The sequence below is a fragment of the Streptodolium elevatio genome, from assembly GCF_040649515.1.
GTDB lineage: Bacteria > Actinomycetota > Actinomycetes > Streptomycetales > Streptomycetaceae > Yinghuangia > Yinghuangia elevatio.
Genome location: NZ_JBEZFP010000004.1, coordinates 74346 through 100768, shown reverse-complemented (window position 1 = coordinate 100768; position 26423 = coordinate 74346). Strand labels below are relative to the sequence as shown.

The following is a 26423-nucleotide window of genomic DNA, read 5'->3' as shown; positions in this document are numbered from 1 at the left end:
CCCAGGCGGCAGCGCCAGGTAGGCCGGGCTACGCCGCCGCGGCCTCGACTCGGCCGAGCAGCCAGGTCAGGATCTCCTCGCCCGCGCGTACCCCGGCATGGCGCGTCACGGTGACGTGCGGCGCCGTCCACCCGGTCTCGGCCAGTTCACCGTGCGCCGGGCGGATCCCCTCGTCGGCGGCGCGCAGCAGCTCGATGTCGAGCAGCGAGTCCCCCGCGGCGAGGACCGTGTGCACCCCGGTACGCCGGCGTACCTCGTCCACCGCCGCGCCCTTGGTCAGCGACCGCGGCACGAAGTACAGCTTGCGGCCCTGCAGCGAGACGCCCCAGCCGCGCTCGTCCGCCCAGCCGGTCAGCTCCTCGACCATCCCGGCCGGCACGAGCTCGCGCTCCAGCACCAGATAGGTGAACAGTTCCTCGGCGACCCGCAGTTTGCGCACCCACTCGGGGGCCACGACCGCTTCCAAGTGCGCGATGACCTCGGTCAGCGGCGCGGACTCCTCGGCCAGGCGCTTGCGTACGCCCGCGTTCCAGTCCTCGTCCGTGACGCCGTCCACGAGCAGGTGGCCGCCGTTGGCGCAGATCGCGTACTCGGCGGTGCGGCCCGGCAGTTCGATGCGGTCGTACTGCTTGCGTGTGCGCGTGGTGGTCGGAACCAGCATGGCCCGCGCGCCGAGTTCGACGAGTATCCGGGCGGACGCGCGGGACAGGAACGAGATCGGCTTGCCCTCGTGGATCTCGACGCATTCGAGGTCGGGCGGCTGCTCGCCCGGCCCCAGGCCCAGGCGGGCTGCGGCCTTCGAGTAGATGAGGGTGCGGTCCAGGTCGCACGCGGCCACCACGGAGTGGGCGGTCGATTGCGGGTTGTCGTGCCTGGCCTTCGTCACGTGGCTCCAATGTCGCGGCGGAATCCGGGCTTGACCAGGCCCACGCAGGAGTACGGGAGGTCGTCCACCTCGACGACCTCCACCCCCCGCTGGTCCGCGAGCATGCGGACATGGTCGAGCTCGGTGCCGACACCGCGTCGCGCGAGGATCTTCCACGGGACACGGCGCAGCAGAACCCGCGTGGTTTCGCCCACGCCGGGTTTGATCAGGTTGACGTTGTCGATCTCGAACTCGGTTCCGATCCGCTCGACCGCACGCCAGCCGTCCCAGGTCGGCGAGCGGTCGGACGCGGCCAGCACCGGCCAGTCCCGGGCGACGGCCTCGGCCACCGCCGGGAAACGGGCGCTGACGCTGTCGAGGAACTGGTTCGACACGTCGGCGTCGAGGAGGTCGCGGTAGAACTTCGCGCCGTGGAAGTCGTCCGGTCCGATCAGGCCCTCGCGCAGCACGGTGCGCGAGACGAGGCCCGAGACGGTCGAGTTCAGGCAGGCGGACGGGATCAGGAAGTCGTCGCGGGTGCCGTACGTCGTGACGCACGAGCCCGGGTCCGCGAGCACCGCCAGCTCGTCGGAGAAGCGCATCCCGGTCGCCGCGTGCAGTTCGTCGAGGGCGGCGGTCAGCTCGCGCGTGATGGCGCCCTTGCCGGTCCAGCCGTCCACGAACATGATGCGCGACGGGTCGTACGCCCGGCCCAGCCAGCGCAGCGCGACCGCGTCGATGCCGCGCGCCCGGACGATCGAGACGGCGTAGTGCGGCAGATCGAGGCCGTGCGCGTACGCCGCCCACCGCCGCATCAGGATGCCGATCGGGGTGCCGGCCCGGGCCAGCGACACCAGCACCGCGTCGCGCCCGCGCTCGGCGAGCACGATCTCGGTGACGACGCCGACCGCGTGCGCGAGCCGGTCGGCGGACAGCTCCAGCGCGCTGTGGAACAGCGCCTGGTACTCCGGCGAAGGCTGGTACTCGATCGGCAGCGACTCGGCGTAGTGCGCGCCGCCGTGCTGGATCGCCTCTTCGCGCTCCTCCAGCGGGGCTTCGAGTTCGACGTCCGACAGGTCCTTGAGCAGCCAGGCGACCTCGTCCGCGGCATAGGAGGAAAACCCGGGGCCGAAGAGCGGCTCGGGCAGTTTTCCGGTGTCGCGAACGGTCATACGGCTACCTCGCTGTCGGGGACGGTTCCTGTGCTGCTGCTTGTAACACTGCCCGGGACGCCGCCGGGGACGCGGCTGGGCTGGTGGCCGGGCTCGTGGTCGGGCTCGTGGTCCGCGGCCTGGCGCGGGATGTAGCTCGGCACGACGACGAGGGCGACGCGGTCCGCGACGCCGGCGAGCACGTCGAGGAGCCCGTCCTCGGCGTGCAGCGCGGGTGTGTTGGCCGTCGAGTCGACGACCAGGACAATCGTGTCGAACCGCCGTGCCGGGTCGGCCCCCGGGTCCACGTTGTAGGTGTACCGGTCGCCCGGGCCGTCCGCCGGATCGTCGTGGGAGGGGAAGGTCAGGCGCGTCCGGATCGCATAGCCGGGGTCGTCGACCGCGAGGACGGGGGAACGCGTCGTCGTCGAGTAACGGACCTCGGGGACGGGAGGTCCGGCGGGTACGGCCGGTCCGTCCGCGGAGTCGGCCGCGGCGGAGCCGGACGCGGAACCGACAGAAGCGGATCCGGATGAGGCAGATTCGGATGAGGCGGAACCGGGCGCGGCGGAACCGGCCGGCGAGGCGGTCGCGTCGGCGAGCGCGCGGGCGAGGCGGAGCGGGACGTACATCAGCTCCTCGCAGCCCAGGACCAGCACACGCCGGGCGCCGGGAAGTCCGCCCGCGATACGCGCGCCGAGTTCCGGCAGCGCCTTCTCCAGGGCCGCCTGGTGGTCGGCGGTGAAGCCGTGCCGCCCGCCGTCCGGCAGGCCCTCCGGCCAGTCCAGGGCGATCCGTTCGACCGAACCGCGTGTGGTCTCCAGCGCCACCGGGTTCGCGGCCTGTCCTTCCTGCCCTGTCTGCCCTATTTGCTCGGTCCGTCCGGCCTGTCCGGCCCGTCCGGCCTGTCCGGCCTCCTCTGCGGCCACCAGATCGGCGCCGCGCGTCAGGGCGTCGTGCGGCAGGTCGACGACGCCCGTCGCGAGCGAGACCACGTCGACGCGCGCGCCCAGCCGCTCCGCGAAGGCGGCCATCGTGCGGCGGTCGGCGGGTGTGCGGACGTCGATGAGTGCGGCGATGACGTACCGTTCGCGCGGCGCGAGCTCGTGGAGCGCCTCGATGGTGTTCAACACCGTGCGCCCGGTGGAGAGTTCGTCGTCCACCAGCACCAGCGGCCCGGGGCCGGTCAGCAGATCGCGGTCCTGCGGCAGCAGCAGGTGGGAGGTGGCGTGCGAGTGCTCCTCCTCGAAACCGCCCAGCGGGGCCACGCCTTCGACCGGGCGGCGCGTCGAATGCAGGTACGTCGCGCCCGGCAGCGCCTCCGCCACGCAGTGGCCCAGGCCGGTCGCGGTCTCCGCGTACCCGAGCACGACCGGCGTCACGCCGTCGCCGCCCAGGACCTCGCGGACTTGCGCCCCGAGGGCGAGTCCCGCGTCGTGCACGATGTGCGGCAGCTGCGGCACGTGCTTGCCCAGCACCGTCGAAACGAGCAGGTGCGCGCGGCGCGGGTTGCGGCGCAGCGCGAGGCCGACGAGAGCGCGCAGATCACCGGTACCGTCGTCGGCTGCGAGCATGTCGGTCGAGATGCGCGGGCCTATGGACGCCGCGGCGGAGCCCAGGCGTACGCCCAGACGCCGCGAGACCCACGTCCCGCTCCATTCGGCGGCGGCCGCCGTCACCAGCCCGCTCACGCCGGTCCGCTCCCGTCCAGATCACCCTGGTTCGTTTCGTCACGGCTCATGTTGGCGCGGCCCGCGGTGCCATGGCTCGTGTTGGCGCTGCCCAGGTCACCGTGGTCCGGATCCGCGCGGTTGGGGTCGTCGCGGTACCGCGGCGCCACGACCGCCCGCACCGGACCCTGCGCCGACGCGTCGTCGAGGGTCGTCTGCGTCCACCCCGCCTGCGCGTTCGCCGTCGCCGCCAGCAGGTCGACGAAGCTGAGCTCTTCCGCGGCCACCCCGAACGCCCCGGCACGCCGCATGACGGCCTCGGCCCACGCGCGGTGCGGCTTCACCTCGTTCATCTTGTTCGTGTACGCCGACCGCAGCACGCCGCCGCCCGACGCACTCTCCGCCAGGATGTCCGACGCGTCGCTGAACTCCTCGTGCGTCACCACCGACATCGCGTGGATGACCGCCACGTGGCTCGGGTGGATCGCGGTTTTTCCAAGCAGGCCGTTGGCCTTGTCGAGTTCCAGCTCGCGGATCAGGCCGTCGAGGTCCGCCGAGATCAGGCGCGAGCGCAGCGCGACCGCCTCGTCCGGGTCCTCGGCCTCCGCGAACGGCGACCGGCGCAGCTGCGGCTTGAAGAGCCGCTCGCCCTGCGGGAAGTACTCCCACACCGGTCCGGAGATCACGAAGCCGGTGCCGTCGGAGCGGCCGAAGACGTTGACGATGTCGGCGATGAGGCCCGCGACCAGGTGCACGTCGTAGGCGGTAAGGTCGCGCGAGCGGCGCAGCGCGTACGCCGACGCGAAATCCGTGGCGCCTATCCGCACCGCGAGGATGTGCTCGCGGTGCGCCTGGATCAGCGTCGACAGTTCGGTCAGCATGCGCTGGCGGTACTCCAGGTACGCGATGCACGGCGACTCAAGCACCGGCATGCCCAGCAGGCGCCGCCCGCTGTCCAGGCTCGCCTCCACCAGGGCCTTGAGGTAGCGCGCACCGCTGTCCGGCTCGAACTTGGGCATGACAAAGCCCGTCAGGGCGGACAGGGACGGCCCCAGGCGCTCGGTGAGGTCGGTGATCTGCTCGGGTGCGCGTACCCGGACGAAGAGCATCGGCCCCTTGGCCCCGGACTCCGCGTGCTCGGTGAGCTGCGCGACGAGGTTGTGCTCACCCATCTCGACGTCGCGGTCGTCGATGGCGTCCTCGAGGCACAACACCATGGACGTGACGCCGCGCGCCGCCTGCTTGGCGATGTCGGCGGCAAGGGTCGTACGGGTGGCGGGGCTGTAGAGGGTGGCGCCGAGCGCCGCAGCCAGCACGGCCGGTTCCGAATCGCGGCCGAACTCCTGCGGCGGTCGGTGGAACAGGTGCTTCAACTCCCGGTCGTCCAGGAAGGCGAAGTGGCGCATCTTGTTCCCCCTTGCTGTCGGGTATCCGGACGGGCGCGTCCCCCACGCGCGTCTGCGGTTGCGGGACATGTTTCGCGCCCCTTGGCGCGGTCGCGCCCAACCGGGAATCCCGGCAGGCACACATACGGTAACTGAAAAGCAAAATGACAGAAGATCTCCCGGGCGCATGCGTCAGACGTTCACGGGCTTGTCACAGAGGTGACACACACGGTCCGATCCGGAGGGCCTTCGTCCATCCCTGAGGGGAAATGCCTGACGGGAGTACACACCGGTTCCCGCGGTCACACAACGTAGCGGCCCGGAAACGCCTGTAACACCGGCACAGATCAGGCCGCGCATTCCGGATAACGGACGACCCCGCCCTTCCGGTTCCCCGGCGCCGCGCCGCGTCGCCCGCGTTGAGTACGGGGTACGGAAGCGGGCAGGATGGGCGCATGACGCAGGTGATGACCAAGGGCGCGAACACGGTCCTGGGCGCGGACTCGGTCCGGGTCGTCCTGGAATGGCGTACCGGTCCGGGGGTTCCGGACATCGACTGCTCGGCGCTGCTGCTCGGCGACGACGGGCGCGTGCGCAGCGACGCCGACTTCGTGTTCTACAACCAGCCCACGCACCCTTCGGGCGCGGTTGTGCACGGGGACAAGATCGTGGCGCCGTCCGGGTGCTCGGACGCCTTCCGGGTGGACGTGAAGGGGCTGGAGGCGGGCATCACGCGTGTCGTGGTCGCCGGTTCCGCGGACGGCGGACGCGTGAGCGCGGTGCCGGGCCTGATCCTGCGGGTCTTCGACGCGGCGGGCGGGCGCGAGTTGCTCAACTTCCCGATCGCGGGCGCCACGACCGAGACGGCGTTCGTGTTCGGCGAGATCTACCTGCGCAACGACCAGTGGAAGTTCCGCGCGATCGGCCAGGGGTACGACGCCGGGCTCGCGGCCCTCGCGACCGACTACGGCATCAACGTCGATGACGACGACGAGCCGGAGCCGCCCGCGGCCGTTCCCGCGGCATCGACGCCGGGGCGTTCGCCTGCGTCCGCTCCCGCCGCCACGCCGGCGCCGGCGCAATCGCAGACACCCCCTCGGACGCCCGCGCAGGCGCCCGCTCAAACGCCCGCGCAGACGCCGCAGAGTGCGCCTGCCGCGTCGTCGTGGCCCACTCCGGCCCCGACCACGGCAGGCCCGAACACCCCGTCTGCGCCGTCCCCGACGCCGGCTCCGGCCGGCCCTGCCGCCGTGCGACCCGGTGCCGCCGGGCCGGGCGCGTCCGGGCCCGGGTCCGGTCGGCCGGGTGCCCCGACGCCGCCGTCCGACCTCGCCCCGACCGCGCTGATGCCCGCGTCGCTGCCGCACGATCCGCCGCCGCTGCCCGCGTCACCCGGCCGACCGGGCGCGGGTGCCCCGGCCACCCCCGGTGGTGCGTCCGCGGGCGCCACGGGCCCCCAGACGCCGTACGGCGGGGCGCCCATCCCCCCGCCGCCCGGCCCGCACACGCCCGTGGGCGGCTCCGGCTTCCCGCAGACGCCGTCGCAGGGTGCGCACGTACCGCCGCCGCCCACACTGGGCACACCGCCCGGTGCGAGCGGGCCGGGGGCCGGCAGCACGCCGGGGGCCGCCTTGTCGACGCCGCCCGGGATCATGCGGATGCCGCAGGGCGGTCCGCAGTACGCGGTCGGTGCAGCCGCCCAACACTTCGGCGGTTCCCAGCCGGGCTCCGGCCCCGGGTCCGCTCCGGGCTCCGGCCCCGGGCACCAGCCGTACCAGGGGCAGCACCACCAGATGCAGCCGCACCCGGGCCAAGGGCACGCGCCCCAGGGCCACATCCAACCGCCGGCAGGCCCGGCCGGTCACCCCCCGCAGACCCAGTGGCTCAACTCCCCGCCCCAAGGCCCGCAGTTCCAGTAACCCGCGTTGGACCGACACCGCGTTGGACCCACGTCGACGCGCCTCCCAGCGCGCACCGCCCGCGGAGACGCGCACTCGACCAAGCCGCCGCTCGCGCGGCACGCCCTACTTGTAGCCGCGCGCCCAGACCAGGCCCCAGCCGAACGCGCGGTCCAACTCGGCCTGGAAGCCGTCGATGTAGCGCACCACGCGGCGCACGGTCATGTCGTCGCCGTGGTTCTCCAGCAGCGCCACCGCGCACGTCCGCGCGCCCGCCGAGCGGTCGTCGAGGCGCACCTCGATGGGGCGGCCCGCGTTCGGGAACAGGCTGACGACGCCGTTCGCCTGGTCGAACGCCGGGGTGCCGTCGTAGATGTAGACGAAGATCAGCAGCCGCTTGAGCAGCCTGGTCTGGTCGAGGTTGATGAACATCGTCTCGCCCGACGCCGACCCGGTGCGGTCGTCGTGGTCGAGGCGCACGTACGGAGCCTGGTTGAAGTCCCCGTAGAGGTTGCCCAGCGCCTGGACGACGCCCTTGGAGCCGTCCGACAGTTCCCACATGCAGCCGAGGTCCAGGTCGATCTTCTGCGGCAGCGGCGGTGCGTCGACCTGTAGCGGGCGGAAGAGCCCGCCGCGCGGTTTCGCCGGCGGCTCCTCGTAGAACTGGTTCCAGTGCAGGTTGACGCGCAGCGTCCCGGTCGCGGAGCCCTGCCGGGTCAGCGACACCTCCGGCGAACTCCGCGTCAGCGTGACCTTGTGGCTGCCGGTGTCGGTCTCACCGACCAGCCCCTGTTGCCGACCGAACAACGGCATTGCGCCCTCCCCGCCGTGCGACCCACCGCGTGCAGTGACGGTGTAGCCACAAAAATAGCCGTACCGCACGCGCCGTGTGGCTGCGCGTGCGGTACGGCCTTCCCGGGACCGGGCGCCGGGGACGGGCCGCGTACGGTCCGGGCCCCGGGTCAGGGCCCGCGGGTCGGAGCTTCAGGGCCCGGGCAGGACCCTCTCCGGACTGTCCGACCGAACGTTTCGGCGGACCCGGCTGTCAGGTCCCGAAGGTCCGACGAGCGGTTGTCAGACCTTCGCCTCGACTTCCGATTCGGAGCCCTGCCCGTTATTTTTTCCCGGTTCGTGGCCGATCCGACGGTTGCGCACCACCGATGACCAGAACGCCAGGGCGATCAGCGCGACCCCGATGACGCCGGTGACCACCTCGTTGATGTGCTGGCCGATGGTGACCAGCAGGATGATCGCCAGCGCGCCGATCGCGTAGTGCGCGCCGTGCTCCAGGTAGACGTAGTCGTCGAGGGTGCCCTTGCGGACGAGGTACACGGTCAGCGACCGGACGTACATCGCGCCGATGCCGAGGCCGAGTGCCATCTCGAAGATGTCGTTGGTGATGGCGAAGGCACCGATGACGCCGTCGAACGAGAACGACGCGTCGAGGACTTCCAGGTAGAGGAACAGGAAGAAGGCCGCCTTGCCGGCGAGTCCGACGAGTTCGCGGTTGCCGCCGTTCTTGGTGGCTCCGCCGCCCTCTTCCGCCTTTTCGGCCTTCTCGTCGTCCTCGGCCGCGTCCTCGTCGTCCTCTTCGAGTTTGTTCTCGAAGTGGTCGGACAAGCCGCCGACGACAAGATAGGTGATCAGTCCCAGAAGACCGGAGATGAGGACTGTGGCGGTCTTGTCGGCCGTTTCGTGGTCCCCGACGAGCGCTTCCGCGCCGTACGTCGTCGCGACGACCAGCAGCGCGCTGAGCGCCACCAGGACGGAGAGGACGTCGAGCTTGCCGAGCCGGGCGAGCGGCTTCTCCAGCCACGCGAGCCACTTGTGCTCGCGGTCCTCGAAAATGAAGTCGAGGAAGATCATCAAAAGGAAGATGCCGCCGAACGCCGCGATGGACGGGTGCGCCGCGGTGACCAGGCGCTCGTATTCGTCCTTGTCGTTGATCGCCAGGTCGATCGTCTCGATCGGTCCCAGCTTCGCCGTGATGCCGACGATGAGCAGCGGGAAGACCAGGCGCATGCCGAATACGGCGATCAGAATGCCGATGGTGAGGAAGATCTTCTGCCAGAACGCGTTCATCTTCGCCAGCACGCTGGCGTTGACCACCGCGTTGTCGAAGGACAGGGAGATCTCCAGGATGGACAGGATCGCGACGACCGCGAAGCCCTCCCACCCCCAAAGAATGAAGGCCAGTGCCAGGCCGACGCCGGTGACGGCGAAGGACCAGCCGAAGGTACGGAGCAACACGGGGCAGGAGTCCCTTTCCTAGTCCAGAGTCCAGACTTCCGAGCGATTACGAGGGTGCGGGCTTCGGGCCCGAAAACAGCAGAGGGCCGGTCACCGTGGCAACCGACCCTCGACCGGACCGATCACTGCACGCTGACCCCGAAGTCCAGGGCGATGCCCCGCAGCCCCGAAGCGTACCCCTGGCCTACTGCGCGGAACTTCCACTCCCCCTGGTAACGGTAAAGTTCTCCAAAGATCATGGCCGTCTCGCTTGACGCATCCTCGGTCAAGTCGTAGCGCGCAAGCTCGTTTCCGTCCGCCTGGTTCACGATGCGGATGTAGGCGTTGCGGACCTGTCCGAACGTCTGGCCCCGTGTCTCGGCGTCGTAGATCGACACCGGGAAGACGACCTTCTCGACCGTCTGCGGTACGAGCGTGAGGTCGACCATGAGGACCTCGTCGTCGCCCTCACCCTCACCGGTCAGGTTGTCGCCGGTGTGCTCGACCGAACCCTCGGGGCTCTTCAGGTTGTTGTAGAAGACGAAGTAGTCGTCGCCCAGCACCTTGCCCGCCGCGCCGCACAGCAGGGCGCTGGCGTCCAGGTCGAACGACGCGCCCGTGGTGGCCCGCGCGTCCCAGCCCAGACCCACCAGCACGGTGGTCAGGTTCGGAGCGGCCTTGGTGAGCGAGACATTGCCGCCCTTGGCGAGGGTGACCCCCATGAATTCCTCCTGCTTCGCATAGTCCCCGGTCGAAGCGTAGTCAGCAGTGGTATGCCGCGTCTCGACCCCTGATGAGCTTCAAGGGATATCCCTCTGGAATGCGCCCGAGAACGCGCGAGAACGCGCGACGCCCGCCGGCTCGGGGCCGGCGGGCGTCTTCAAGGCGTTTGTTCGTCAGACGTTCACGCCGAAGTCCTGCGCGATGCCGCGCAGACCCGACGCGTAGCCCTGGCCGACCGCGCGGAACTTCCACTCGGCACCGCTGCGGTACAGCTCGCCGAAGACCATGGCGGTCTCGGTCGAGGCGTCCTCGGTGAGGTCGTACCGGGCCAGCTCGTTGTTGTCCGCCTGGTTCACGATGCGGATGAACGCGTTGCGGACCTGGCCGAACGACTGCTGCCGCGTCTCGGCGTCGTAGATCGACACCGGGAACACGATGCGCTCGACGTCGGCGGGGACGGTCGCGAGGCTGACCTTGATCGCCTCGTCGTCGCCCTCGCCCTCACCGGTGAGGTTGTCGCCGGTGTGCTCGACGGAGCCGTCCGGGCTCTTGAGGTTGTTGAAGAACACGAAGTGCCCGTCGGACAGGGTCTTCCCGCCGGCATTGAGCAGAATCGCGCTGGCGTCGAGGTCGAAGTCCTGACCGGTGGTGGTACGGACGTCCCAGCCCAGGCCGACCAGGACGGCCGTAAGGCCCGGGGCCTCCTTGGTCAGGGAGACGTTGCCGCCCTTGCTCAGGCTGACTCCCACGAGTCCTCCATAAGATCGTGGAGCTCGCCGCGGTGGCGGTGCTCCGGAATTTGCCGTGTACGGCTGGACAACGATCCGATCCTAGTCACGAGTTCCTGACCCCGGCATGATCTGGCAGGTGTCGTCGGCAAAGCCGAGGGATCTCCCGAATTCCAGGGGCGTGCGCCGGCGCACTCGGACCGGCGCCGTAGCCGGGCTCAGAGGGTGCCGAGCGCCTTGACGTACTCGTTCAGGTCGCGCGCGTCGGGCAGCGCGTTGACGACGCTCCAGCGCACGACGCCGTCCTTGTCGATGATGAAGGTGCCGCGGACCGCGCACCCCTTCTCCTCGTTGAACACGCCGTACGCCTGCGCCACCGCGCCGTGCGGCCAGAAGTCGGACAGCACCGGGTACTCCAGGCCCTCCTTCTCCGCGAAGACCTTCTGCGTGAACATCGAGTCGCACGACACCGCGAGCAGCTGCACGTCGTCGTTGACGAACGTCGGCAGCTCGTCCCGCAGCGCGCACAGCTCGCCCGTGCACACACCGGTGAAAGAGAACGGGTAGAAGAGCAGGACGACGCTCTTGCTGCCCTGGAAGTCCGAGAGCTTGACGACGCTCCCGTGCTGGTCCTTCAGCTCGAAGTCGGGGGCCTTGCTGCCGATCTCGACGGCCATTGGTGCGTCCTTTCGACCAACTGCGGTGTGACTGCGGTGTGACGGTGTCGCGCCCCGGGCGGGGCTTCACAGCCCACAGTCTGGCACCCGGCCCGAGCATGCGTTCGGCCCGGCCGCTTGGCAGCGATATGTCCCGGGAAAGATGTTCGTCATGTCCACGACCGCACGGCCGTACGAACCGGCGGGCCCGCCCGGCCCCGCGTCCGAGGGTGCCGCGCTCGGCGCAGCGTCCGCCCCGCTCGCCGAGCAGCGCACCCGTGCCCTGCTCGCGTGGGACGCGTTCCGCGACCTCGCCGCCGCGGCCGACCCCGACGCGCCGTCGCGCCTGCCTGGGTGGACGGGCCGGGCCGTCGTCGCGCACCTGGCGTCGTGGCCGGACGAGCCGCTGCTCGCCCGCCTGCTGGCCGAGGCGCGCGGCACCCGCTCCGCGGACGCCGAACCGCTCGACCAGGACACCGCGAACGCCGCCCTCGTCGAGGCCCACCGCGACGCGACCGCCGCCGAACTCCTCGCCGCGCTCGACGACGGCCGCACACGCCTCGTGGCGGCCTTCGACGCGGTGGAGCGGGAGGGCATAGGGCTGGCCCGCACGGGCTCACAGGTGGGACCGGTGCCGTTGCTGACGCAGTTGGGGGCCATCGCGTACGAACTGGCCGTGCACGCCGCCGACCTGGTCCCGTGCGGCGCGCCCGAGGCGGACGCCGAGCTGGTCGACGCGGGCCTGCTGGCACTCGCCGACATCACCGGAGCACTGGCCGCGCGGTACGGCCTGACCGCCGAGAGCGCACTCGTCGGCCCCGGCGGAGGCTGGGCCTTCGCGGCCGACGGCGGCGGTTGGTCGGTGCGGGCGGTCCCGGCCGGGAAGAGCACCGGCCCCGCGGTTCGCGCGAGTTCCGCCGCCCTGCTGCTGGACGCCTCCGCCGGACGCCGCTCGGTGCCGCCGCTGCTCGTCAAGCGCGACCTGCGCCTCGACAACGTGCCGGGACTGCTCGCGCTGGCCCCGCTGCTGGACCGCGTCCCCGGTCTGCCGGGCGGGCCCGCCCTGAACGTCGCGGCGGGCTGGCTGGGCGGACTGGGCCGCGCGATAGGCCGCTTCCAGCGCTGACCGAACACCCCGGATCGGACCCCGCACACAACCGGGCACCGGCATTACACCGGGACGGGCAGCCGAAGCGACCAGTTGCCGACGTGACCGGCTGCCGAGTCGACCGAACACCGACGGGGGCGCGAGGCCGGTCGGAGCGCACATGCGCCCACCGGTCCCGCGCCCCCGCCGGGTGCGCTGGTTCGTCCGATTCCCCGGGCCGCCCGGTCGTGTCTCCCCGGGTCCCAGGACGGTACGGCCTGCCGGCCGCCGCCTCGGGCCGCTACTTGCGGCCGCTGCTGCGGGCCGTCTTCGGGGCGACCAACCGGGCTCCGGACCAGTCCTTGGCGATTGCCGTGGTGGTGGTTCCCGACAGACCGGCCGTCTGGGCCGACTCGCCGATGTCGCTCGGCTCGACGTACCCGTCCCGACCCGTCTTCGGGGTCAGGAGCCACACGGTGCCGCCGTCCGTGAGCGTGGTCAACGCATCCACCAGGGAGTCGGCGAGGTCGCCGTCCCCGTCCCGGAACCAAAGGATGACAACGTCGGCGACGTCCTCGTCGTAGTCCTCGTCGACGAGGTCATTGCCCGTGATCTCCGCGACGGCGTCGCGGAACTCCTCGTCGCAGTCGTCGTCATAACCGAGCTCCTGGACCACCTGTCCGGGCTGGAACCCAAGCCGCGTCAGCGGGTTGGACCGTTCCTCCGCGTGGTCCGCGGTCGCGCTCACGAAGTGACCTCCCATGTTCGGCCCCGCTGTGTTCCGGAGCTGTGGCCGTAGTCCACACGCGCCGGGCTGTTCGCGCAAGTACCCAGGTCACGCCGCCACCCAAACACCACCGCGGGGACGTATGTGGCGGACGCTCCGGCGTACGCCCGGCGCGCTGTCGCCCGAAGCCGCGCCCGCGCGCGCCCCGGGGTCGCCACGGAGTCGGCCAGAAGCCGACCCGGAGCCGGGCCGAAGCCGCCGCGGACCGCCGCCGGCCGCCGACTTGCCGCCGCCCGGGCGCCCGTCGGCCCGGCCGCCTACCAGCCCTGCCGCCGCCCACCTGGCACCGGAGCCCCGGCGTGTCCGGGCAGCCCCGCCGAGGCCGCCTCGACCTCCGCGTCAGGCCCCGGGAAGATCAACCCGGTGTGTCCGTCGTCGAACCGCACGACGTACGGCGGCGCCCCGTCGGGGCCCCGTACCTCGAGGATCTCGCCGATCCGGTCGGCCCGGCCGACCGCGTTGCCGTGGACGTGGAGCCGGTCGCCGATCGTCGCGTGCATCGGATCTCCTTCCGCCGAGGATGCCCCGCTGTGTCCCCCCTCACGGCATCCATACACCTCCCAGACAACTACGCCGGTGCGGTCCGCGAAAGACTCCGGGCGTAATCTTCTTGATGGTTCGCGGATGCGGTTACCCCGTACCCGCGTGCCGCCGCGTGTGGCGTCCGGCGACAGCCGGAGTCAGGGCATCGCCGCCCCTTGTCGCGGTAGCCGGAGAAAGAGTGATACGGATCCACGAGATCGATACGGCAGGGATGAGCACGTCTGGGCGCTAAGACCAGCACCAGCCGGGTTCATTACCGATCGGTAGAGATGACGGATACGACGTCCGGGTACCACGATGGAGGCGGCGCGACACCGCTCAGTGGCGGCCGATGTGCGAAGCGGCCGAAGAAATTCGGACATTTCGCGCCCGGCCGATGATCGCAACATCTACCGATATGCGAAGGAACAGCGTGGCATCCGGACGAGAGCGCTTCTCGATCATCAGTGACGGCCTGCCGAGCCAGCTGCCGGACATCGACCCGAGCGAAACCGGCGAGTGGCTGGAGTCGCTGGATTCCGTCATCAACGAGCAGGGGCGGCAGCGCGCCCGCTACATCATGCTCAAGCTGCTCGAACGCGCCCGCGAGCGGCAGGTCGGCGTGCCTGCCCTGCGCAGCACCGACTACATCAACACGATCCCGCCGGAGAGCGAGCCGTGGTTCCCCGGCGACGAGGACATCGAGCGCCGCATCCGCGCCTTCGTGCGCTGGAACGCCGCGATCATGGTGTCGCGCGCCAACCGCCCCGGACTGGGTGTGGGCGGCCACATCGCGACGTACGCCTCGTCCGCGAGCCTCTACGAGGTCGGGTTCAACCACTTCTTCCGCGGCAAGGACCACGGCGAGAGCGGCGACCAGATCTTCTTCCAGGGCCACGCCGCCCCCGGCATCTACGCCCGTGCGTTCCTCGAGGGCCGGCTCACCGAGCAGCACCTCGACGGCTTCCGCCAGGAGCACTCGCAGGCGCCGTACGGTCTCTCGTCGTACCCGCACCCGCGGCTCATGCCGGACTTCTGGGAGTTCCCGACCGTCTCGATGGGCCTCGGCCCCCTCGGCGCGATCTACCAGGCGCGGTTCAACCGCTACCTGCACAACCGCAACATCAAGGACACCTCGCGCAGCCACGTGTGGGCGTTCCTCGGCGACGGCGAGATGGACGAGCCGGAGTCGCTGGGCAACATCGGTCTGGCGGCCCGTGAGGAGTTGGACAACCTCACGTTCGTCATCAACTGCAACCTGCAGCGCCTCGACGGCCCGGTACGCGGCAACGGCAAGATCATCCAGGAGCTGGAGTCGTACTTCCGCGGCGCCGGCTGGAACGTGATCAAGGTCGTGTGGGACCGCTCGTGGGACTCCCTGCTCGCGCAGGACACCGACGGCGTGCTCGTCAACAAGATGAACACGACCCCCGACGGCCAGTTCCAGACGTACGCCGTGGAGTCCGGCGCGTACGCCCGCGAGCACTTCTTCGGCGACGACGCGCGCCTGCGCAAGATGGTCGCGCACCTGACCGACGACGAGCTGGTCAAGCTCGGCCGCGGCGGGCACGACTACCGCAAGGTGTACGCGGCGTTCAAGGCGGCCCGTGAGCACACCGGCCAGCCGACCGTGATCCTCGCGCAGACGGTGAAGGGCTGGACCCTCGGTCCGAACTTCGAGAGCCGCAACGCGACGCACCAGATGAAGAAGCTCACCAAGGCCGACCTCAAGATGTTCCGCGACCGGCTGTACCTGCCGATCTCGGACAAGGACCTGGAGGCCGACGTCCCGCCGTACTTCCACCCGGGCGAGAAGTCCGAGGAGATGGAGTACATGATGGAGCGCCGCGCGGCGCTCGGCGGGACCATGCCGCAGCGGATCGTGCGCGCCAAGCCGGTCAAGCTGCCCGGCGACGACGTCTACGCGCCGATCAAGAAGGGCGCGCGGCAGCCGATGGCCACCACGATGGCCTTCGTGCGGCTGCTCAAGGACCTCATGCGCGACTCCGAGATCGGCAAGCGCTTCGTGCCGATCGCGCCGGACGAGTACCGCACGTTCGGCATGGACGCGATGTTCCCGACCGCCAAGATCTACAACCCGCACGGCCAGACGTACGAGGCCGTGGACCGCGAACTGCTGCTCTCCTACAAGGAGTCGTCGAGCGGTCAGATGCTGCACGAGGGCATCTCGGAGGCGGGCTGCACCGCGTCGCTGATCGCCGCCGGTTCGTCGTACTCGACGCACGGCGAGCCGATGATCCCGGTGTACGTCTTCTACTCGATGTTCGGGTTCCAGCGCACCGGCGACCAGTTCTGGCAGATGGCCGACCAGCTCGCGCGTGGCTTCGTGCTGGGCGCGACGGCGGGACGCACCACACTCACCGGCGAGGGCCTCCAGCACGCGGACGGGCACTCGCACCTGCTGGCGTCCACGAACCCGGCGGTCGTGGCGTACGACCCGGCCTACGCGTTCGAGATCGCGCACATCGTCAAGGACGGCCTGCGGCGCATGTACGGCTCGTCCGACGAGCACCCGCACGGCGAGGACGTCTTCTACTACATCACCGTCTACAACGAGCCGATCGACCAGCCGGCCGAGCCGGAGGGCGTGGACGTCGAGGGCATCCTCAAGGGCCTCTACCGGCTCAAGGAGGGCGAGCCGCGGGACGGCGCGCTCCGCGCCCAGATCCTGGCGTCCGGCGTCGGCCTGCCGTGGGCACTCGACGCGCAGCGCATGCTCGCCGATGAGTGGAACGTCGTCGCCGACGTGTGGTCCGCGACCTCGTGGAACGAGCTGCGCCGCGAGGCGGTGGAGTGCGAGGAGCACAACCTGCTGCACCCGGAGGAGGAGCCGCGGATCCCGTACGTCCAGCAGGTGCTGGACGGCAAGCCGGGTCCGGTCATCGCGGTCTCCGACTGGATGCGCTCGGTGCCGGACCAGATCGCCCGCTGGGTGCCGTCCGACTACGCGTCGCTCGGGACCGACGGCTTCGGTTTCGCGGACACCCGCGGCGCGGCGCGGCGGTACTTCCACGTGGACGCCGAGTCGGTCGTCGTGGGCGTGCTCTCCGAGCTCGCCCGCCGCGGCGAGGTGGACGCGGCGACGGTCAAGAAGGCCATCGACCGCTACCAGATCCTCGACGTGAAGGCCGCGGGCGTCGGCACGGTGGGCGGAGACGCGTAACCGGCACGACATCAGCGCACGGCACCGCCGGAGGGCCCGGAACGCATCCGCGTTCCGGGCCCTCCGGCGTTCGAGCGGTCGGTCCGCGGGAGCGGTACGCGGAGTTCTCACAGCGGGTCAATGTCGGGCCACAGGACTACTGGAGAGTAGGATTCCGCTCCCGAGGCCCTATGATCACGCAGCTACGCGCGTCATCCGTTATGTGAATTTGACATGACTGGCATCCCATCTGAGGTCCACATGATGGGAAACTGCGTCGTGATCTCGGCACGGACAACAAGTGTCCGTATCGATCTTTTTCACGCACGACCCGTCCCGGTCGGCTGATCCGCTTCCCCATGGAGGACCCTCGATGACTGCACTCTCGGCGCGTCGCCGTACCCTCGCGGCCGGCGCCGTGCTTGTGGCCGGAGCGCTCCTGCTCACCGGTTGCGGCGACGACGACAAGAAGGACGACGTCAAGTCCACCCCGTCCGGCGGCACCGCCCCCACTTCGGCGGGTGCGTCGGCGCCGCCGGCCGGCGGCGCGCTGTTCGTCAAGCTCCCGAAGCAGTACCAGGACTCCAAGGTCGTCAAGATCGGCTCCGAGGTCGCGTACCCGCCCGTCGAGTTCAAGGACAAGGACGGCAAGACCTTCATCGGCTTCGACATCGACCTCGCCAAGGCCATCGGCGAGAAGCTCGGCGTCAAGGTGGAGATCGAGGACATGACCTTCGGTTCGCTCATCACGGGGCTCGACTCCAAGCGCATCGACCTGATCATGTCGGCGATGAGCGACAACAAGGACCGCCAGACCGGCATGGACGAGGGCAAGAAAGTCGGCGACGGCATCGACTTCGTCGACTACTTCAACGCCGGCGGCTCGATCCTGGTGAAGAAGGGCAACCCGCAGAACATCAAGACCCTCGACGACCTCTGCGGCAAGACCGTCGCACTGCAGAAGGCGACCACGCACGAGGAGACCGCCAACAAGCAGAGCGACAAGTGCAAGGCGGACGGCAAGGGCGCCATCACGATCCAGGCCTACGAGCACGACAACGAAGCCCTGTTGCGCGTCAAGCAGGGCGCCGCGGCCGCCGACATCAGCGACTTCCCGGTCGCCGCCTACGCGGCGCAGACCGGCGGCGACGGCAACGACTTCGAGGTCGTCGGCGAGCAGATCGATCCCGGCCCGTACGGCATCGGCGTCGCGAAGAACAACAGCCAGCTGCGCGACGTCGTCAAGGAGGCCGTCGAGCAGCTGATCGCAGACGGCACCTACGGCAAGATCCTCGAGAAGTGGAACGTCAAGCAGGGCGCGGTCACCGAGGTCAAGATCAACGGCGGCTCCTGATCCGCCGGCTCCGAAAGGTCATCCCCGGTGCCCCCCTCCAGTGACAAGGAGCCGGCCGGCAAGACGCCGGCCGGCTCCGGCCCGGCCATCGTCGCCGGCCCTGTCCCGATCAAGGCGATCCCAGTACGGCACTACGGTCGTTGGGCCGGCGCGGTAGTCGTCCTCGGCCTCCTGGGCCTGCTGGTCAACGCCTTCGCGACCGCCAACATCAACTGGGACACGGTCGGCGAGTACCTGACGTTCGACACGATCCTCGAAGGTGCCGGCAACACCCTCCTCATCAGCGTGTGCTCGATGATCCTCGGTGTCGTCCTCGGCGTGGTCCTCGCGGTCATGCGCCTTTCCGACAACCCGCTACTGCGCTCCGTCGCCTGGGGATACATCTGGATCTTCCGCGGCACGCCGGTCATCGTGCAGCTCACCATCTGGTGGAACCTGTCGCTGGTCTTCCCGAACTTCAACCTCGGGTTCTACAGCGAGCCCATGAACACGTTCATGACCCCGTTCCTCGCCGCGCTGCTCGGCCTCGGGCTCAACGAGGCCGCGTACATGGCGGAGATCGTGCGGGCCGGCATCCAGTCGGTGGACGAAGGCCAGAGCGAGGCGTCGCACGCGCTCGGCATGAGCAAGCGCAAGACCATGCAGCGCGTGGTACTGCCGCAGGCCATGCGCGTGATCATCCCGCCGACCGGCAACGAGTACATCAACATGCTCAAGACGTCGTCGCTCGCCTTCGTCGCGCAGTACAACGAGCTCTACAAGCGCAGCACCGACATCTCCTCCAGTTCACTGGCGGTCATCGAGATGATGCTGGTGGCGTCGGTCTGGTACCTGATCCTGACGTCGGTGTTCAGCATCGGCCAGTTCTACCTGGAGCGGCACTACGCAAAGGGATCGCTGCGGAGCCTGCCGGACACGCCGATCCAGAAGATCAAACGCATGGCGTTCTCGCTGCGCCGCCCGGAGGTGCCGCGCTCATGACCGTCGTGGACAAGAGCCGGCCGATGGTGCTGGCCGAGCAGGTGCACAAGTCGTTCGGTCTGATCGACGTGCTCAAGGGCATCGACTTGCAGGTGATGCCGCAGGAGGTCTTCTGCGTCGTGGGCCCGTCCGGGTCCGGCAAGTCGACGTTTCTGCGGTGCATCAACCACCTGGAGAAGATCAACGCGGGCCGGCTGTGGGTCGACGGGCGCCTGGTCGGCTACCGGCAGAAGGGCGACAAGCTCTACGAGCTCAAGGACTCCGAAGTCGCCTTGCAGCGCCGGGACATCGGCATGGTGTTCCAGCGGTTCAACCTGTTCCCGCACATGACGGCGCTCGGCAACGTCATGGAGGCGCCCGTCCAGGTCAAGCGCGAGACGCGGGCCGTGGCCCGGGAGCGCGCGCTGAAGCTCCTGGACCGGGTGGGGCTCGCGAACAAGAAGGACGCGTACCCCGCACAGTTGTCCGGCGGGCAGCAGCAGCGCGTCGCCATCGCGCGGGCGCTGGCGATGGAGCCGAAGCTGATGCTCTTCGACGAGCCGACGTCGGCGCTGGACCCCGAACTGGTCGGCGAGGTGCTGGACGTCATGCGCGGGCTCGCGGAGGACGGCATGACGATGATCGTCGTGACGCACGAGATGGGCTTCGCGCGCGAGGTCGGCGACGCGCTGGTCTTCATGGACGACGGCGTGGTGGTGGAGTCCGGGCATCCGCGCGAGGTCCTGACGAACCCGCAGCACGACCGGACGAAGGCGTTCCTGTCGAAGGTGCTGTAGCCGTAGGTGGGTTGGTGTGCGGGGCGTCCCGGTCGGGGCGCCCCGTACGCGTGTCCGGGGGCGCTGCCGGGCGCGCCGCGTGTCAGGCGTCAGGCGTCAGGCGTACACGATGTCGTGCTTGTCGCGGTCCTGGGCGGCGAAGGCGAGCAGGCGGCGGCCTTCGTCCTCGATCGCGCCGCGCTGCGCCTTGAGGGCGTTCCTCGGCTCGGGACCGGAGGAGATCAGCAGCGTGGCGGTGTCCTTCGTACGCTCGATCCGCCACGCGGCCCGGCCGAACCCGTCGACCAGCAGGCCGCCCCAGAGCATGTTGCCCTGGTCCATGCCCCACTGCTGCCATTCCTTCGTGACCACGCGGGAGCGGTCGTCGTGGGAGAGGAAGATGTTGTCGAAGTCGGCGAGGAAGCGTACGGGCGCCGGGGTGTCCGCGGCCGGGCGCGGGGCGTCGGGCAGGTCGAACAGTTCGCGGCCGTTCTCGTCGCGGAAGGTGGTCAGTTGGGGCCGCAGGCGCTCCAGGACCTCCTTGAGGCGGGTGAGCCCGCACCACACCTGCACGTCCTTGACCGACATCGGGCCGAGCGCGGCGACGCAGCGCAGCACCATGGCGTCGACCGACGGCTCGGCCTCCAGTGGTCGGCCAAGCCAGTGCTCCAGCGTGGTGTGCGCGACGGCCCCGCTGCGCCCCCACAGGCCGCGCGGGGGCACCTGGACGAGCGGCGCCCACGTACGCAGGGCGGCCGACAGCGCGGACGGCTGCGCGTCCGGCCAGCGCGCCCCGAGGTGCGTGCCGACCTCGGCGAAGGTACGCGGCTCCGCCTCGATGAACGCGCGTCCTGTCGCGGTGAGTTCGTCGCGGTCCGCACCGGCCGTCCGGCGCGAGTGCGACGACTTGTACATGCGCTCCATGACGGGAAGCAGCAGCGGCCGCCAGGCGAGCGCGTCGTCCGCCGTGACGGTGTGGATGGTCGAGCGCATGAGCGCGATACGGACGACCTGACGGCCGGTCATGAGCCCGACCAGTTCCTCGGGGTCGAAGTCGGCGATGCGCGTCCAGAGCGTGAAGTAGGACGAGGTCGGGTGCTGGGCCTGGAGCCCGGCGAGGTGGCGGACCATGTCGAGCGCGGGCATGCGTACGCGTTCCAGCAGGTGCTGCCGCGCGAGGGTGGCGCGGTTGAGCTCGCGGAGGGTGAGCGTGCGTGGGGCTGCGTTCGTCATGCCACCGACTCTACGAGCCAATCAGGAACGGAACGCTCCTATATACGTTCCTGTTTCTGGTTCTTGTTTCTGGTTCCGGATTCTGGTTCCTGGTTCTGGTTCCTGCTTCTGGGTGCCTACTTGACCGCGCCCGCCATCACCCCCTGGACGAAGTAGCGCTGGAAGGCGAAGAAGACCATCAGCGGCACGATCAGCGACAGGAAGGCCCCGGGCGCCAGCACGTCGATATTGGCGCCGAACGCGCGCGTCTGCGACTGGAGCGCGACGGTCAGCGGCGCGGAGTCGGTGTCGGCGTAGATCAGCGCGATGAGCATGTCGTTCCACACCCACAGGAACTGGAAGATGCCCAGCGAGGCGATCGCGGGGAGGCCGAGCGGCAGGATGACGCGGAAGAAGATCGTCAGGTCCGTGCCGCCGTCCATGCGGGCGGCCTCCAGCAGGTCCTTGGGGATGCCGGCGAAGTAGTTGCGCAGCAGGAACACCGCGAACGGCAGGCCGAAGGCGACGTGGAACAGCACGACGCCGAAGATCGTGCCGAACAGGTTCGTCTCGCCGTACAGCTTGGAGATGGGGATGAGCGCGACCTGCACCGGCACCACGAGCAGCCCCACGACGATGAGGAACAGCCAGTCGCGGCCCGGGAATTCGAGCCAGGCGAAGGCGTACGCCGCGAGCGAGCCGATGAGGATCACCAGCAGCGTGCTCGGCACCGTGATCCAGATCGTGTTGAAGAACGCCCGCATCATGTCGTCGTTCGACAGCAGCTTGTCGTAGTTCGTCCAGGTGATCTGGCCGGGCTCGGAGAAGACCTTCCACCACCCGGACGTGCTGGTCTCCTTCGGCGGCCGCAGCGACGACACCAGCAGCCCGAAGGTGGGCATCAGCCAGAACAGCGCGACCAGGACCAGTCCGACCGCGACCGCGCCGCCGCCGGTCCGCGCCACGATCCGCGACGCGACACCGCGCTTGATGCCTCCCGTCCCACCCGGCTCCGGACCTCCGGAGCCGGGTTCCGGGCCAGTTCCGACGCCCGTGGCGGTCGCCTTCGCGCCACCGGCCGGCGCCCCTTCTGCCCCCGCGGTCATTTGTTCTCCCTTCGGAAGCGCCGGATGTTGAAGAGCATCGCCGGCAGGACCAGGAGGAACAGGACGATGCCGATCGCGCTGCCCAGGCCCTGGTTGTTGCCGCCGCCGAAGGAGGCCAAATACATCTGCAGGGCGAGGACGTTGGCCTCTTTCTGCGACGAGCCGAGCGAGATGATGTAGACGAGGTCGAAGACCTTCAGGACGTTGATGACGAGTGTCACCATCACCACGACGAGCACGGGTGCCAGCAGCGGCACGGTGACGCGGCGGAAGACCTGCCACTCGGTGGCGCCGTCGACCCGGGCCGCCTCCAGGGCGTCGCGCGGGATCGCGGCCAGGCCGGCGGCGATGAGGACCATCGCGAAGCCCGCCCACATCCACACGTACGCGCCGATGATGGCCGGGGTGATGAGGTTGGGGCCGAGCCAGTCGTAGCCGGCGAAGGACTGGGCGAAGTTCGACTCGGCGAGCCGGACTTGCACGGGTCCGTCGGCGGTGGCCTCCTCGGGGAGCGTGAAGGATCCGTCGGTGCCGGTCGTCGCGGAGCCGACCGTACGGCCGTCGCGCACCGCCTCGACGCGCACTCCCGGCAGGCCGCGTTCGCCCGGATCGACCTGGCCCGGCTTGCCGACGTTGCCGCGGCTGAAGTCGAGCCACACGACGCCGGACAGCGCCGGTCCGGTGGCGGGCGGCGCCGCCGGGGCCGGGAGGGCGTCCGCCGGGATCTTGTCGTCGGGCAGCGCCACGAGCGGCAGCAGCACCGGGGTGCCCGGGCCGCTCGGCGCCGCGGTGATGAAGCCGCCGCCCTCCTCGTCGATGCCGCCGTTCGGACGCGGTCGGGCGCCGGGATAGGGCGCGCCCTCGGAGAACGCGTCGTGCACGGTCACCAGCGCGGCGTTGGCCACGCCCTTGTCCGCGTCGCGGTCGTAGACGAGCCGGAAGATGATGCCGGCCGCAAGCATCGAGACGGCCATCGGCATGAAGATGACCAGCTTGAACGCCGTTGCGAACTTCACCCGTTCGGTGAGCACCGCGAAGACCAGCCCGAAGGCCGTCACGACCGCGGGCACCACGAGCACCCAGATGAGGTTGTTCTTCAGTGCGGTGAACGTGTCGTCGTCGGTGAACAGGTCCTGGTAGTTGCCGAGCCCCGCGAAATCCGACCAGCCTTCCGCACCGAAAAGGCTGCGGATCAGCGTCCAGACGATCGGATAGACCACCAGCACCGCGAGCACCAGCAGCGCCGGGAGCAGGAACAGCCAGCCCAGCAGCCGCCCGGTACCGAGGCCGCGGGAGTCGTCCCCCGCGGCCTCGGCCGGCTTGCGCGGCGGCGGCTGGTCGATGCGGGTCGGGTCGGTCGTGTCCGCCATGTCCGCGATGACCCCCGTCGGTGTCAGGTGCCGGTGTACGCCTTGGCCGCGCTCGCCTCCAACTTGGCCTGCGCGCCCGCGACATCGGACGGGTTGCGCAGGAAGTCCTGGAGGTCGCGCCACATGCCCTCGCCCTTCGTGCCGCCGAACGCCGCAGGCGCCTGGTCGGACATGTCGAAGCGGAACTCGTCGCCCGCGCCGATAAGGTTCTGGGCGATCTCGCGGTACGCGTCGTCCCGGTACGCCGCGAAGTCGAGGTTCTTGTTCGGCGACAGGAACCCGCCCTGCTCCGCCCACACCTTCGCCGCGTCGGGCGAGGCCAGGAAGTTGAGCAGGGCCATCGCGCCCGGGCTGTCCTTCATCGCCACGGCGACGTCGCCGCCGCTGACCACCGGGGCCTTGCCGGGCGAGACGGCGGGGAACGCGAAGAACTTCGCGTCGGTGCCGATCTCGGAGTCGGTGTCCTTGATGATGTTGGTGCCGACGAAGTCCGCGCCGGGCAGCATGCCGGCCTTCGGCGGGTCGCCGAACACCAGCGGGACGGACGCGGGGAACTCGGTCTGGAGCGCGCCGCCGGGGCCGCCGGGGAACCACGCGTTCTGGCCCCACACCTTGGCGAGCGTCTCGAGCGCCGCCTTGACGCTCGGGTCGGTCCACGGGATCTGGTGCGCGGCGAGCTTGTCGTACATGTCGGGTCCGGCCTGGCTGAGGTAGACGTTCTCGAACCAGTCGGTGAGGACCCAGCCGTCGGCCCCGCCGGTCGCGAACGGCGGGGTGCCGGAGTCGGACACCAGGCCGGCCGTCTTGACCAGGTCGTCCCACGTCGTGGGTTCGGTGGCGCCGGCGTTGGTGAAGACGTTGGCGTTGTACCAGACCAGGGACTTGTTGGCGCCCTTGTAGTAGACCCCGTACAGCTTGTTCTCGTACGACCCGAGCTTCTGCCACTGCGGCGCGAAGTTCGCCTGTACGGACTGCTGCACCTCGGCGGAGACCGGCTTGATCCAGCCCTTCTGCGCGAACTGCTTGAGTACGCCCGGCTGAGCCAGGAACGCGACGTCGGGCGGCGCGTTGCCCTCGACCCGCTGGCCGAGGAAGGTCGAGGCGCTGTCGCCGGTGGGGATGAACTCGGTCTTGGCGCCGGTGCGCTTCTCGAACTCGGACAACACCTTCTTGAAGGACGCCAGTTCGTCGTCCGTCCACACGCCGGCGACACTGACCGTCTGTCCCTTGAGGGACTGCCCGGCCGGTGGGTTGGCACCGTCGCCGCCGTCGTCGTCGTCGCTGCAAGCGGCCAGCCCCAGCGTCAGCATCGACGCCGCCGCCAGCGCCCCCACGAGTCGCCTCACGATTCCTCCCTCACGGAAAGACCCGTCTCCGGGTCGAAGAAGTGCATGCGATCGGTGGCCACCCGCAGCATCGCGGTGTCGCCCTCACGGACCCGGGTACGCGGCCCGAAGCGGGCGACGAGTTCCGAGTGCGCGGTCCCGGGATCGGGCACCTGGTCCTCGGCCCCGACGTCCTCGGCGAGTTCCTGCACGTCGGCGGTCACGGCCGGCGGGGCGGCGAGGCGTACGTGCACGTGCACCTCGGACCCCATCGACTCCACCAGGTCGGTCTCGGCGCGCAGGAGCATCCCGTCGGGCGCGGGCGCGTCGTCCTCGGCCGCGTCGAACAGGTCCTCGGGACGGATCCCGACGACGACGGAGCGGCCCACGTAGGCACGCAACGCCGGTCGTTCGGCGAGGAGTTCGGGTGGTACGGCGAGTGTCTGGTCGCCGAGCCGCACGGTTATGCCCCCGCCTGTGCCCGCCCCCTCGCCCGCCGCCTCGCCCTTGCCGTCGGGCGCACGGTCCAGTTCCCCGCTGAAGAGGTTCATCGCGGGAGAGCCGATGAAGCCGGCGACGAAGAGGTTCACCGGCCGGTCGTACAACTCCTGCGGCGGGGCCACCTGTTGCAGGATGCCCTTGCGCATGACGGCCACGCGGTCGCCGAGCGTCATCGCCTCCACCTGGTCGTGCGTCACATACAAGGTGGTGACGCCGAGTTCGCGGGTGAGCCGGGCGATCTGGGCGCGCATCTGCACCCGGAGCTTGGCGTCGAGGTTCGACAGCGGCTCGTCCATCAGGAACGCCTGCGGTTCCCGGACGATGGCGCGACCCATCGCCACGCGCTGCCGCTGACCCCCGGAGAGTTGGCGGGGCTTGCGGCCCAGGTGCTCTTCGAGGCCGAGCGTACGGGCCGCCTGTTCGACGCGCTTGCGGATCTCCGGCTTGGGCAACTTGCGCAGCCGGAGCCCGAATCCGATGTTGTCGCGGACATTGAGGTGCGGGTAGAGCGCGTAGCTCTGGAACACCATCGCGACGTCGCGGTCGCGGGAGGGCACCCGGTTGACGACGCGTTCGCCGATCCGGATCGTGCCCTCGCTGATGTCCTCCAGCCCCGCGACCATGCGCAAGGCGGTGGTCTTGCCGCACCCGGACGGACCGACGAGCACCAGGAACTCGCCGTGTGCCACTGCCAGGTCGAGCGAATCGACGGCTCTGGTGCCGTCCGGATAGATCTTTCCGACCCCGTTCAAAACCACGTCAGCCACAGCACCCCCAGGGGTGACACGATCGCCTCGATCCCCTGTTGCTACGCCTCGTGGTGCGAAGGTCACAACCCCCCAGGTGGTGACCGACGCCCATTTGTAATCTTAGGAGTACGGTGTGTGATCACTTTTGCTACGCGCGTCGCGCTGTGTAGGCGAATTGCGCAATTTGGCTGAGCTGGTTGCGAATT

21 protein-coding genes and 1 pseudogene are annotated in these 26423 nt (G+C 69.9%); 6 read left to right on the top strand and 16 right to left on the bottom strand.

Going from position 1 to position 26423, the window contains the following annotated elements:
• Positions 1–28: 28 nt before the first annotated feature.
• The 4 genes and pseudogenes from AB0C36_RS02830 to AB0C36_RS02815 form a co-directional block, all read right to left on the bottom strand.
• Positions 29–886, bottom strand: coding sequence for an HAD family hydrolase (locus AB0C36_RS02830; RefSeq protein WP_358348205.1), 858 nt, complete (start codon positions 884–886; stop codon positions 29–31).
• Positions 883–2037, bottom strand: a complete 1155-nt coding sequence (locus AB0C36_RS02825) for a cysteine protease StiP family protein (protein WP_435838968.1) — start codon at positions 2035–2037, stop codon at positions 883–885. Before AB0C36_RS02825 ends, AB0C36_RS02830 begins: the two co-directional genes overlap by 4 nt.
• The gene (locus AB0C36_RS02820; protein ID WP_358348290.1) at positions 2034–3590 is read right to left on the bottom strand and encodes a phosphoribosyltransferase family protein; all 1557 of its coding nucleotides are present in this window, start codon (positions 3588–3590) and stop codon (positions 2034–2036) included. Before AB0C36_RS02820 ends, AB0C36_RS02825 begins: the two co-directional genes overlap by 4 nt.
• Before the next feature lie 341 nt (positions 3591–3931).
• Positions 3932–5092, bottom strand: a pseudogene (locus AB0C36_RS02815) (HpcH/HpaI aldolase/citrate lyase family protein); the annotation flags it as partial.
• 434 nt (positions 5093–5526) lie between these two features.
• On the opposite strand from AB0C36_RS02815, the gene AB0C36_RS02810 reads away from it, so the two are divergent.
• Positions 5527–6990, top strand: coding sequence for a TerD family protein (locus tag AB0C36_RS02810; RefSeq protein ID WP_358348202.1), 1464 nt, complete (start codon positions 5527–5529; stop codon positions 6988–6990).
• Positions 6991–7095: 105 nt separating this feature from the next.
• Here the strand turns inward: AB0C36_RS02810 and AB0C36_RS02805 are convergent, their stop codons facing one another.
• From AB0C36_RS02805 to AB0C36_RS02785, 5 genes are all read right to left on the bottom strand, one after another.
• Positions 7096–7782 (bottom strand): TerD family protein, encoded by a 687-nt coding sequence (locus tag AB0C36_RS02805; protein WP_358348199.1) that lies wholly within the window; start codon positions 7780–7782, stop codon positions 7096–7098.
• Positions 7783–8043: 261 nt separating this feature from the next.
• Complete coding sequence (locus AB0C36_RS02800; protein ID WP_358348196.1) at positions 8044–9219, bottom strand: DUF475 domain-containing protein; 1176 nt, start codon at positions 9217–9219, stop codon at positions 8044–8046.
• 122 nt (positions 9220–9341) lie between these two features.
• Positions 9342–9920: a TerD family protein gene (locus AB0C36_RS02795; protein ID WP_358348194.1), complete on the bottom strand. Its 579-nt coding sequence runs from the start codon at positions 9918–9920 to the stop codon at positions 9342–9344.
• Between the two features lie 174 nt (positions 9921–10094).
• On the bottom strand, positions 10095–10670 hold the full coding sequence (locus AB0C36_RS02790; RefSeq protein WP_358348191.1) for a TerD family protein: 576 nt from the start codon (positions 10668–10670) through the stop codon (positions 10095–10097).
• A 197-nt stretch (positions 10671–10867) separates the two neighbouring features.
• Positions 10868–11326: a peroxiredoxin gene (locus AB0C36_RS02785; protein WP_358348188.1), complete on the bottom strand. Its 459-nt coding sequence runs from the start codon at positions 11324–11326 to the stop codon at positions 10868–10870.
• A gap of 151 nt (positions 11327–11477) precedes the next feature.
• On the opposite strand from AB0C36_RS02785, the gene AB0C36_RS02780 reads away from it, so the two are divergent.
• On the top strand, positions 11478–12431 hold the full coding sequence (locus AB0C36_RS02780; protein WP_358348185.1) for a maleylpyruvate isomerase family mycothiol-dependent enzyme: 954 nt from the start codon (positions 11478–11480) through the stop codon (positions 12429–12431).
• 262 nt (positions 12432–12693) lie between these two features.
• Here AB0C36_RS02780 and AB0C36_RS02775 read toward each other — a convergent pair whose 3' ends face one another.
• Positions 12694–13140, bottom strand: coding sequence for a DUF3052 domain-containing protein (locus AB0C36_RS02775; RefSeq protein ID WP_358348183.1), 447 nt, complete (start codon positions 13138–13140; stop codon positions 12694–12696).
• A gap of 296 nt (positions 13141–13436) precedes the next feature.
• Positions 13437–13679, bottom strand: coding sequence for a DUF1918 domain-containing protein (locus tag AB0C36_RS02770; protein ID WP_358348180.1), 243 nt, complete (start codon positions 13677–13679; stop codon positions 13437–13439).
• A 440-nt stretch (positions 13680–14119) separates the two neighbouring features.
• On the opposite strand from AB0C36_RS02770, the gene aceE reads away from it, so the two are divergent.
• From aceE to AB0C36_RS02750, 4 genes are all read left to right on the top strand, one after another.
• Positions 14120–16885 (top strand): pyruvate dehydrogenase (acetyl-transferring), homodimeric type, encoded by a 2766-nt coding sequence (gene aceE, locus AB0C36_RS02765; protein WP_435838967.1) that lies wholly within the window; start codon positions 14120–14122, stop codon positions 16883–16885.
• A 352-nt stretch (positions 16886–17237) separates the two neighbouring features.
• Positions 17238–18218 carry an ABC transporter substrate-binding protein gene (locus AB0C36_RS02760; protein ID WP_358348174.1) on the top strand — a complete coding sequence of 327 codons (981 nt, stop codon included), beginning with the start codon at positions 17238–17240 and terminating at the stop codon, positions 18216–18218.
• A gap of 27 nt (positions 18219–18245) precedes the next feature.
• Entirely contained in the window at positions 18246–19199 is a 954-nt protein-coding gene (locus tag AB0C36_RS02755) for an amino acid ABC transporter permease (protein ID WP_435838966.1), read from the top strand.
• The gene (locus AB0C36_RS02750) at positions 19196–19975 is read left to right on the top strand and encodes an amino acid ABC transporter ATP-binding protein (RefSeq protein WP_358348171.1); all 780 of its coding nucleotides are present in this window, start codon (positions 19196–19198) and stop codon (positions 19973–19975) included. The genes AB0C36_RS02755 and AB0C36_RS02750 overlap by 4 nt, the downstream gene beginning before the upstream one ends.
• A gap of 96 nt (positions 19976–20071) precedes the next feature.
• Here the strand turns inward: AB0C36_RS02750 and AB0C36_RS02745 are convergent, their stop codons facing one another.
• The 5 genes from AB0C36_RS02745 to AB0C36_RS02725 all read right to left on the bottom strand — a co-directional run bounded on the left by AB0C36_RS02745 (position 20072) and on the right by AB0C36_RS02725 (position 26235).
• Positions 20072–21187 carry a winged helix DNA-binding domain-containing protein gene (locus tag AB0C36_RS02745; RefSeq protein WP_358348168.1) on the bottom strand — a complete coding sequence of 372 codons (1116 nt, stop codon included), beginning with the start codon at positions 21185–21187 and terminating at the stop codon, positions 20072–20074.
• Positions 21188–21303: 116 nt separating this feature from the next.
• Entirely contained in the window at positions 21304–22272 is a 969-nt protein-coding gene (locus AB0C36_RS02740) for a carbohydrate ABC transporter permease (protein WP_358348165.1), read from the bottom strand.
• Positions 22269–23642: a carbohydrate ABC transporter permease gene (locus tag AB0C36_RS02735; protein ID WP_358348162.1), complete on the bottom strand. Its 1374-nt coding sequence runs from the start codon at positions 23640–23642 to the stop codon at positions 22269–22271. Before AB0C36_RS02735 ends, AB0C36_RS02740 begins: the two co-directional genes overlap by 4 nt.
• A gap of 23 nt (positions 23643–23665) precedes the next feature.
• Entirely contained in the window at positions 23666–24988 is a 1323-nt protein-coding gene (locus AB0C36_RS02730) for an ABC transporter substrate-binding protein (protein ID WP_358348159.1), read from the bottom strand.
• Positions 24985–26235 (bottom strand): ABC transporter ATP-binding protein, encoded by a 1251-nt coding sequence (locus AB0C36_RS02725; protein ID WP_358348156.1) that lies wholly within the window; start codon positions 26233–26235, stop codon positions 24985–24987. The genes AB0C36_RS02730 and AB0C36_RS02725 overlap by 4 nt, the downstream gene beginning before the upstream one ends.
• Positions 26236–26423 lie beyond the last annotated feature (188 nt).

Coding starts and splice junctions, on each gene's coding strand:
- AB0C36_RS02825 (WP_435838968.1), bottom strand. CDS start 2,037: ATGACCGTTCGCGACACCGGAAAACTGCCCGAGCCGCTCTTCGGCCCC.
- AB0C36_RS02820 (WP_358348290.1), bottom strand. CDS start 3,590: ATGCTCGCAGCCGACGACGGTACCGGTGATCTGCGCGCTCTCGTCGGC.
- AB0C36_RS02810 (WP_358348202.1), top strand. CDS start 5,527: ATGACGCAGGTGATGACCAAGGGCGCGAACACGGTCCTGGGCGCGGAC.
- AB0C36_RS02805 (WP_358348199.1), bottom strand. CDS start 7,782: ATGCCGTTGTTCGGTCGGCAACAGGGGCTGGTCGGTGAGACCGACACC.
- AB0C36_RS02795 (WP_358348194.1), bottom strand. CDS start 9,920: ATGGGGGTCACCCTCGCCAAGGGCGGCAATGTCTCGCTCACCAAGGCC.
- AB0C36_RS02785 (WP_358348188.1), bottom strand. CDS start 11,326: ATGGCCGTCGAGATCGGCAGCAAGGCCCCCGACTTCGAGCTGAAGGAC.
- AB0C36_RS02780 (WP_358348185.1), top strand. CDS start 11,478: ATGTCCACGACCGCACGGCCGTACGAACCGGCGGGCCCGCCCGGCCCC.
- AB0C36_RS02770 (WP_358348180.1), bottom strand. CDS start 13,679: ATGCACGCGACGATCGGCGACCGGCTCCACGTCCACGGCAACGCGGTC.
- aceE (WP_435838967.1), top strand. CDS start 14,120: ATGCGAAGGAACAGCGTGGCATCCGGACGAGAGCGCTTCTCGATCATC.
- AB0C36_RS02760 (WP_358348174.1), top strand. CDS start 17,238: ATGACTGCACTCTCGGCGCGTCGCCGTACCCTCGCGGCCGGCGCCGTG.
- AB0C36_RS02750 (WP_358348171.1), top strand. CDS start 19,196: ATGACCGTCGTGGACAAGAGCCGGCCGATGGTGCTGGCCGAGCAGGTG.
- AB0C36_RS02745 (WP_358348168.1), bottom strand. CDS start 21,187: ATGACGAACGCAGCCCCACGCACGCTCACCCTCCGCGAGCTCAACCGC.
- AB0C36_RS02740 (WP_358348165.1), bottom strand. CDS start 22,272: ATGACCGCGGGGGCAGAAGGGGCGCCGGCCGGTGGCGCGAAGGCGACC.
- AB0C36_RS02735 (WP_358348162.1), bottom strand. CDS start 23,642: ATGGCGGACACGACCGACCCGACCCGCATCGACCAGCCGCCGCCGCGC.